The following is a 7546-nucleotide window of genomic DNA, read 5'->3' as shown; positions in this document are numbered from 1 at the left end:
GCCATTGGGGGCGCAGACCCCTGGTGGGGTTATCGCGCCCTTTGAGGGCCCGCGCTGGGGGCACCGTGCCGCCGGGGCGCGCGCGCCGCGGGCGGCGCGCAACTCCCCACGCGGGCCGGGCCGCAGAGCTGGGTCACACGTCGAACTCGAGGCCCGTCCACTCTTCGGCGAGGGCCCAGACGTGGCCGCCGAACTCCCGCGAGGCGCTGGTGCCGGTGGGGCGCTGCAATGTGGGGCGGCCCTGCGTGAGGTGCTGGGGTCCGACGAAGTCGCCGCTGCTCACTGAGGGGTCGAGGGCGGCCCGCACGGTGGGCGCGGCTCCCCGGTTCTTGCCCTGCGTGCCAACCGCGAAGATGCCCGCGGCCCGCTCCAGCGGCGTGAATTCGGCGATGCCGGGGCGCAGCAGGGTACGCGAGTCGATGGCGTAGCCAGGATGCGCAAGCAGAGCCGAGACATCCACTGCCGACTCCCGAACCCGGCGATCCAATTCGAGGATGAATCCGTGCATGGCGTGCTTCGAGAAGGCGTACGCACGGAAGAAGTTGTAGCTTCGCAGGCTTTGCATGTTGCCGGCGTGCGGGCGAACCATCAGTGTGGCGAGGCTGCCGAGGCCGACGACTCGACTGCCTGCCGTGCGGGTCAGGGCTGGCCAGGCGAGGGCGGTCAGCGCAAAGTGGCCAATGAAATTGGTCGCCATGGTCAGCTCGAACCCGTCAACCGACTCCTGCCGAGCGCCAGAACCGGTGGTCGCCCCGGCGTTCAGGATGAGCCCGTCGAGCCGCCCATAGTCGGCAAGCCGCGCGCCGGCATTTCGCACCGAGTCGAGCGAGGCAACATCGACGTTGAGGGTATTGATGGATGCCCCTGCCACGTTCCCGCGAATAGACGAGGCCGCGACATCCGCCCGCGCCGCGTTGCGCGTGGCGAGTACCACATGGGCACCGGAGCGGGCGAGTTGCTCCGCGGTGAAGTAGCCGAGACCGGCATTGCCGCCCGTGACGACGAAGGTGCGGCCATCCTGGCGGGGTGGGTGGCGCGGATTCCAGGTCATGCTTCGAGGTTACGCGGGATCGCTGGGTGAACGTCCGGAACGCTACTGCAGCGTGTCGATCGCACCGGTGGACGCGATCTGTTCGTGGTGATGGATGACCTCGGCGACGATGAAGTTGAGAAACTTCTCCGCAAACGCAGGGTCGAGATGCGCCTCCTCGGCCAGCGCCCTGAGCCGTGCGATCTGCACTTTCTCGCGATCAGGATCGGAGGCGGGCAGCCCGGTCGTGGCCTTCAATCGACCCACGGCCTGGGTGAACTTGAAGCGCTCTGCCAGGAGGTGGATCAGTGCGGCGTCGATGTTGTCGATGCTGCGCCGCAGCTCCGTGAGCTCGGTCGAAGACTCGAATGGTGGGCCTGAGATGCTCATGGCGTCAAATCTAGCGCCGGATGCCGGCCAGGTGGTTCCGACTCACGCCGCAGCGAGAGCGCAGGTCACCCGGCGAACGCCGCCACGCGCGCCTCGAGCCCTGCGCGGACTGCGGGCCATTCATCCACGATCACCGAATAGACGGCGGCATCACGCCACGTTCCGTCGGCGCGGAGTTGATCACGTCGAACGACGCCCTCGAACCGGGCGCCGAGTTTAGCGATGGCAGCCCGCGAGCGGGAATTCAGAGCATCCGCCTGCAACTTGACCCTGCCGAAGCCGGCGTCGAACGCCTCGTCGAGCATCAGCAGCTTCGTTTCGGGGTTCACGCCGGTGCCCCACACGGACGGCGAGTATGCCGTCCAGCCAATGTGGGCGCGCTCCCTGGTTTCGTCGAAGTCGCCAAGCGTGGAGGTGCCGATCATGGTGCCGTTATTCAGCCAGACTCCATACACGTTATTCGCGGCGCGGTCGTAGCAGTTGCGCGCGAAGTCGATGAACTCCGCCTCCGTCGCGGGCAGGCCCGCCGGCCCGCCGCCATAGCCGCCCTGGAACACCTCTGGGTGGCCGATCGCGCGGAACAGTGCGGGGAAATCGTCGTCGGCAAGGGACGAAAGGTGGATGATGCTGCCCTCGATCACGCGAGGAGCAGGGCGCTGGGCTGGCATCCCCCCAGTATGCCGGGTGTGCCGCTGTGACCGCTGGCCGCGAATGCTCGCCAGACCGCTACAGCGGGCCGAGGAGGTCGTGGCGGGTGATGATCGCCTCGCGATCAGGGCCGACGCCGATGGCGGAGATGCGGGATCCGCTGATCGCCTCGATGGCGAGCACGTAGTCCTGGGCGTTAACAGGCAGGTCCTCGAAGCTGCGGGCACCGGTGATGTCGTCATCCCAGCCCGGGAACTCTTCGTAGATCGGCACCGCGTGGTGGAAGTCCGACTGTGACACGGGCACCTCTTCCATCCGCACGCCGTCGACCTCGTAGGCGATGCAGACGGGGATCGTCTTCAGCCCGGTGAGCACGTCGAGTTTGGTGATGACGAAGTCGGTGACGCCGTTGACCCGCGCCGAGTAGCGCGCAATGGGGGCGTCGTACCAGCCGGTGCGCCGCGGGCGTCCGGTGGTGGTGCCGAACTCGAAGCCGCGCGAGCGCAACCACTCCCCGGATTCGTCGTGCAGCTCGGTCGGGAACGGGCCCGAGCCGACCCGTGTCGTGTACGCCTTCACGATGCCGATGACACGCTCGAGTCGGTTCGGTGCGACTCCGGAGCCGGTGGCGGCACCGCCGCTGGTGGAGTTGGATGAGGTGACGAACGGGTAGGTGCCGTGGTCGACATCCAGCATCGTCGCCTGCCCACCCTCGAAGACAACGGTCTTGCCCGCGTCCAACGCCTGGTTCAGCAGCAGGCCCGTGTCGGCGACCATGGGGCGCAGCCGCTCCACGTAGCTGAGCAGGTCTTCAACCACCTCGTCGACGGCGATGGCCCGCCGGTTGTAGATCTTCACGAGCAGGTGGTTTTTGGCGTGCAGCGCACCCTCCACCTTCTGGCGCAGGATGTTTTCGTCGAACAGATCCTGAATCCGGATGCCCACCCGGTTGATCTTGTCGGCATACGCGGGCCCGATCCCCCGACCGGTGGTGCCGATCTGGCGCTTGCCCAAAAAACGCTCGGTCACCTTGTCGAGCGTGCGGTGGTACTGCGTAATCACATGCGCGTTGGCGCTCAGCTTGAGCCTGGACACGTCGACACCCCGTGACGACAACGCCGTCAGTTCGTCGAATAGCACCTCGATGTCGACGACGACACCGTTGCCGATGACGGGGATGACTCCCTCGGTCAGGATGCCGGAGGGCAGCAGGTGCAGCGCATACTTCTGGTCGCCGACAACGACGGTGTGCCCGGCGTTATTGCCACCGTTGAACTTGACAACGTAGTCGGTGCGTTCGGCCAGCAGGTCGGTGGCTTTGCCTTTACCTTCGTCGCCCCACTGGGCGCCGATGATGACGATTGCTGGCACGGTGAGGCCTCTCGTAGAGAACGGGATTACGCCCCATTCTATCGGCGCGTCGGGGCGACGGCACTATGCCGGATCAGCCCTCTTCGGGCGGGGCCGTCTCCTCAGTGGGCGGCGGACTCACCGGATAGCGCTCAACTCGAAGCACGCAGCTGAGTGCCTCGTCCGCGACGGCGATCTCGGTGGTCCAGGGGCTCGATAGGGAGGGTTCGACACCGTTCACGTTCACCTGGGTAAGCGCGCGGGTATCGCCGTCGGCGGCGAGCAGTGAGACGTACACGCGGTAGTTTGCGGCTACCGCACTGGAGTTGGTGAGGGTTCCCGCCACGGTCCAGGCGCCGGAGGCGAGCTCGCAGGTCGTCACCTCCGAATCAGAGAGTGCCCCTTCGAGCCCTGCTCCTGATCCGGGGGTATCGATGATGTCGGTGATCCCGGGCTGTTGCGCGGTGGCTGTTGCCGTCGGGGTGGGCTTCGGCGCGGCGCCCCCGACGCACCCGGTGAGGGCGAGCGCGCTCACCATGAGGGCCGCGGCTGTGGCGGCCAGGCGGGAATGATTCATAGGTTCGCCTTTCAGACGTCGAAGGTGGCTCGTCGTGCTCGGCGGCGGGCGCCGACCGTCAACACTAGTCCGGCGAGGATGAGAAGCAACGCAAAGGCACTCGGGATGAGGGGCGCGCTCCCCGTGTTCGGCAATCCGGGTATCCGAGGAACCGCAAGGGTCGGCAGCACGATGGTGTCTGCGGCTGCCGCTCTCACCACGATCGATGTCGAGGCGGCAATCGCCGATACTGTGGCCGTGGATGACACGGTGCTCCCCACCATCGCCGCAGTGATGACGACGGTTCCTGTGGCCACGACCGACTGTCCCGGCAGCAGCACGCCCGGGTCACCCGGCCAGGCGTACTCGAGGTCGCTGAGTCCAGGGTAGAGGTCCGAAATGGTCACTCCGCGCAGCGTTTCGGTGCCGCTGTTCCTTGCCAGATGACGGAAGAAGAGCCGGTCGCCCGTGGCACCGGTGGCACCCGGTGCGAGAGAGATGTCCATGGTCAGCGCGATCGCGGCGACTCTGGGGATGGCGATGTCGTGCGTCGTTGTCTCGCTGACCTCCCGCCCGCCGGGCGCCGCTCCCGTGACCGCTGCGGTGTTGCCGAGAGTGCCGGCATCCACATCGGCCTGGGTGAGCACATAACGTGCGGTGGCCACGGCGACCTGCCCGGGCGTGAGGGTGCCCGGGGCACCCGGCCACGAGGTCGCGAGCGGGGTCAGACCCGGCTTCGGGTCAGTGATGGTGACGCCGGTCATCGTGACGTTTCCCGTGTTAGTGACGGCGATGCGATACAGGATGCCGCCACCCTGCTGCAGGAACGTCTCGACACTGTGGCTCTTGGCGATGGTCATCGCCGGGTTCGCCGCCACCGGAGTGCTGCCCGCGGCCTGCGAGGTGACAGTGGTCGACTCCGCGGTGCCGCTGGCGGTCGCCGTGGAGGCGATGCCCCCGGCATCGACGTCGGACTGTGTCAGAAGGTAGACGACGGTCGCCGTCGCGCTTTCGCCCGGCAGTAGCGTTCCAGGGAGCGCGGGATTCGGCCAAACGTAGACCAGAGTGCCCAGTCCGGACTGTGGGTCGGCGATCGTGACACCCGTGAGCGTTACGTTCCCGTCATTGGTCACGGTGTACGAGAAATTGACGGCGTCTCCGGCGCGACCCGCCGCTCCCGCGGCGAGCGGCTGAGTCTTGGTGAGGGTGATGCCCGGCGAGCCCAGCACCGTCGCCACGACCGAGGCGTTGGATGCCTTCGACACGACGCCTCCGCGCGCTCCGTTGCCCGACACCGATGCCGTATTGCGCACGGCCCCGGAATCGACATCGGTCTGCGTGATGACGTACTCCGCAGTCGCGCTGACCTCGGCGCCCGGGGCGAGGGTACCTGCCGTTGCAGGCCAGGTGCCGTAGGTGATGGGTGCGGTGCCGAGCTTCGGGTCGGAGATGGCGAGGTCGGTGACCGTCACGGGTCCGGTGTTCTTCACCACGAAGGTGTACGTCACCGTGTCACCGACCGCCCCACCCGCGGGGGTCCCACTCTTGGTGATCGACAGGGCTCCGAGTGCCGCCGCCAGCGTGATGACGGTCTGCGGCGAGTCATCCGTCACCGCAATTGTGGATGGCGAGTTGCCGCTACCCGTCGCGATATTCAGGATGCGCCCGGCGTCGATATCGGCCTGGGTGACCGCGCGGCTGGCAGTGATGGATACCTTTTGACCGGGAAGCAGGACTCCCGCAGCGGCAGGCCAGGTGTAAGTGAAGCCCGACAGGTCGGTGAGAGTGTTCGCGAGCGTCACGCCGTTGAGGGACTGGTTGCCGGAGTTGGTGATCTCGAAGGTGTAGTCGACCCGGTCACCGAGCACACCGGCAGCCCCTGGAGCGAGCGCCGCCGTATGCGTGGTCGTGATAGCGGGAGCGCCCGGTGCGGTAGAGATCACCGAGGTGTTGGACGGGCCGGTGACGACCACTCCGCGCGGTGATGTGCCCGTTGCGGTGGCCTGGTTTGAGATCGAACCCCGGTCGACGTCGGCCTGGGTGACGGTGTAGGTGGCCGTGCCGATGGCGGTATCCCCCGGGCCGAGGATGCCCGAGGCCGACGGGAACGTAATGACGGGCCTCGACACCCCGGCAAGAGCTTCGCGCAGAGCAATAAGGTTCAGGGTCACATTGCCGGTGTTGGTGATCTCGAAGCGATACCCGATGACCGATCCGACCTCTCCCGAGCCCGAGCGATATGACCCGGACTTGGCCGTGGCGATCGAGGGCACCTGGTTTTCGGTGACCGTGGTGACGGTGTTTGAATCGGCGCTCGCAGCGGGTCCGGTCGGCGGCAGGCCCGTCACCGTGGCCCGGTTATCGACAAATCCGCGGTCGACATCATCCTGGCTCAGCCGGTAGCTGGCGGTCGCGGTGGCGCTCTGCCCGGGGCGCAACACGCCATCTACGCCTGGCCAGATGTAGCCGATGGCGCCGACTGCGGGTAATGCGTCGACGATCGTGACCTCGGTGAGCGTCACGCTACCGGAGTTCGTGATCTCAAAGTCGTACGTGACGAGGTCGCCTTCACCGTTCTGGCCGGCCACCACCAGCGACTGCGCTTTTACCAGAACGAGCGCGGGATTCGGAGTGATCGCTACCGTGGCTGGTGCCGATGCGGTCGCGGGTGCACCCCCGGAGGGTACCTGCCCGGTTCCCGTGACCAGGCTCGAAACCGAACCGGAGTCGACATCGCCCTGCGTCAACGTGTATTGCGCACGACCGGTCACAGACTGGCCTGGTGCGAGAGTGCCGATGGTTCCGGCCCAGGTGTAAGCGGGAGCGCCGACACCGCTTACGGCGTCCGCAAGCGCGACACCGGTGAGGCTGACGTTGCCATCGTTGGTGAAGACATAGGTCCAGTTGACGATGTCGCCAGCCCTGCCGGTCGCGCCGGGAGCGAGCTCACCGCGGTTGGTAATAGAGACGGCGGGCGCCGCCTTGACGGTAGTCACAATGCTCTGGTTGGAGAGCGTGGTGACCGGTGCCGCGCCGTTCGGAGGGCTTCCGATGGCCGAGGCGGTGTTGGTCACAGAGCCGGTGTCGACATCGCCCTGGCCAAGAAGGTAGTCGGCGGTCGCGACAACGAACTGGCCGGGCGCCAGCACTCCGGGGTTCGCCGGATCAGGCCAGGCGCCATAGCTCAGCGCCGAGAGACCGGGCAGCGTATCGGCGATGCCCACCGCGGTCAGGGTGACGTTGCCGGTGTTGCGGGCCGTGAACCGGTAGTTGACCAGGTCGCCTGGCCCGCCGACTCCGGTGGCCGTTCCGACCTTCACGAGCTGCAACTGCCTCACCGCGCTGACGGTGGTGACAATGATTTCGTTGGTAGTCGCCGTGACCGGCACATTACCGGGAGCCAGAGCCGCAACATCCGCAATATTCGAAATGAATCCACGGTCGACGTCGGCCTGGGTCAGGGCGTACGTTGCCCGACCCGTCACCGACTGCCCGGGCGCAAGCACGCCGGGATTCGCCGGGTTCGGCCATCCAATCACCGGATCAGAAATACCCGGCAGCGGATCAACCAG

6 protein-coding genes are annotated in these 7546 nt (G+C 66.8%); all 6 read right to left on the bottom strand.

What is annotated here, in order from left to right; translation table 11 throughout:
• Positions 1–133: 133 nt before the first annotated feature.
• Positions 134–1051, bottom strand: coding sequence for an SDR family NAD(P)-dependent oxidoreductase (locus RMN95_RS07185; RefSeq protein ID WP_309616255.1), 918 nt, complete (start codon positions 1049–1051; stop codon positions 134–136).
• A 42-nt stretch (positions 1052–1093) separates the two neighbouring features.
• The gene (locus RMN95_RS07180) at positions 1094–1420 is read right to left on the bottom strand and encodes a chorismate mutase (RefSeq protein WP_309616254.1); all 327 of its coding nucleotides are present in this window, start codon (positions 1418–1420) and stop codon (positions 1094–1096) included.
• Between the two features lie 65 nt (positions 1421–1485).
• Positions 1486–2088 (bottom strand): GNAT family protein, encoded by a 603-nt coding sequence (locus tag RMN95_RS07175; protein ID WP_309616253.1) that lies wholly within the window; start codon positions 2086–2088, stop codon positions 1486–1488.
• A gap of 58 nt (positions 2089–2146) precedes the next feature.
• Positions 2147–3439, bottom strand: a complete 1293-nt coding sequence (locus RMN95_RS07170) for an adenylosuccinate synthase (RefSeq protein ID WP_309616252.1) — start codon at positions 3437–3439, stop codon at positions 2147–2149.
• Between the two features lie 73 nt (positions 3440–3512).
• Positions 3513–3995 (bottom strand): hypothetical protein, encoded by a 483-nt coding sequence (locus RMN95_RS07165; RefSeq protein ID WP_309616251.1) that lies wholly within the window; start codon positions 3993–3995, stop codon positions 3513–3515.
• Positions 3996–4006: 11 nt separating this feature from the next.
• Positions 4007–7546, bottom strand: a 3540-nt coding sequence (locus RMN95_RS07160; RefSeq protein ID WP_397545260.1) for a beta strand repeat-containing protein, incomplete at its 5' end; no start/stop codon positions are given.

This window comes from Salinibacterium sp. (genome assembly GCF_031364185.1).
Taxonomy (GTDB): Bacteria; Actinomycetota; Actinomycetes; order Actinomycetales; family Microbacteriaceae; genus Rhodoglobus.
Note: the sequence above shows the minus strand (reverse complement) of the source record. Positions and strands in the feature narration are given on the sequence as shown.

Coding starts and splice junctions, on each gene's coding strand:
- RMN95_RS07185 (WP_309616255.1), bottom strand. CDS start 1,051: ATGACCTGGAATCCGCGCCACCCACCCCGCCAGGATGGCCGCACCTTC.
- RMN95_RS07175 (WP_309616253.1), bottom strand. CDS start 2,088: ATGCCAGCCCAGCGCCCTGCTCCTCGCGTGATCGAGGGCAGCATCATC.
- RMN95_RS07180 (WP_309616254.1), bottom strand. CDS start 1,420: ATGAGCATCTCAGGCCCACCATTCGAGTCTTCGACCGAGCTCACGGAG.
- RMN95_RS07165 (WP_309616251.1), bottom strand. CDS start 3,995: ATGAATCATTCCCGCCTGGCCGCCACAGCCGCGGCCCTCATGGTGAGC.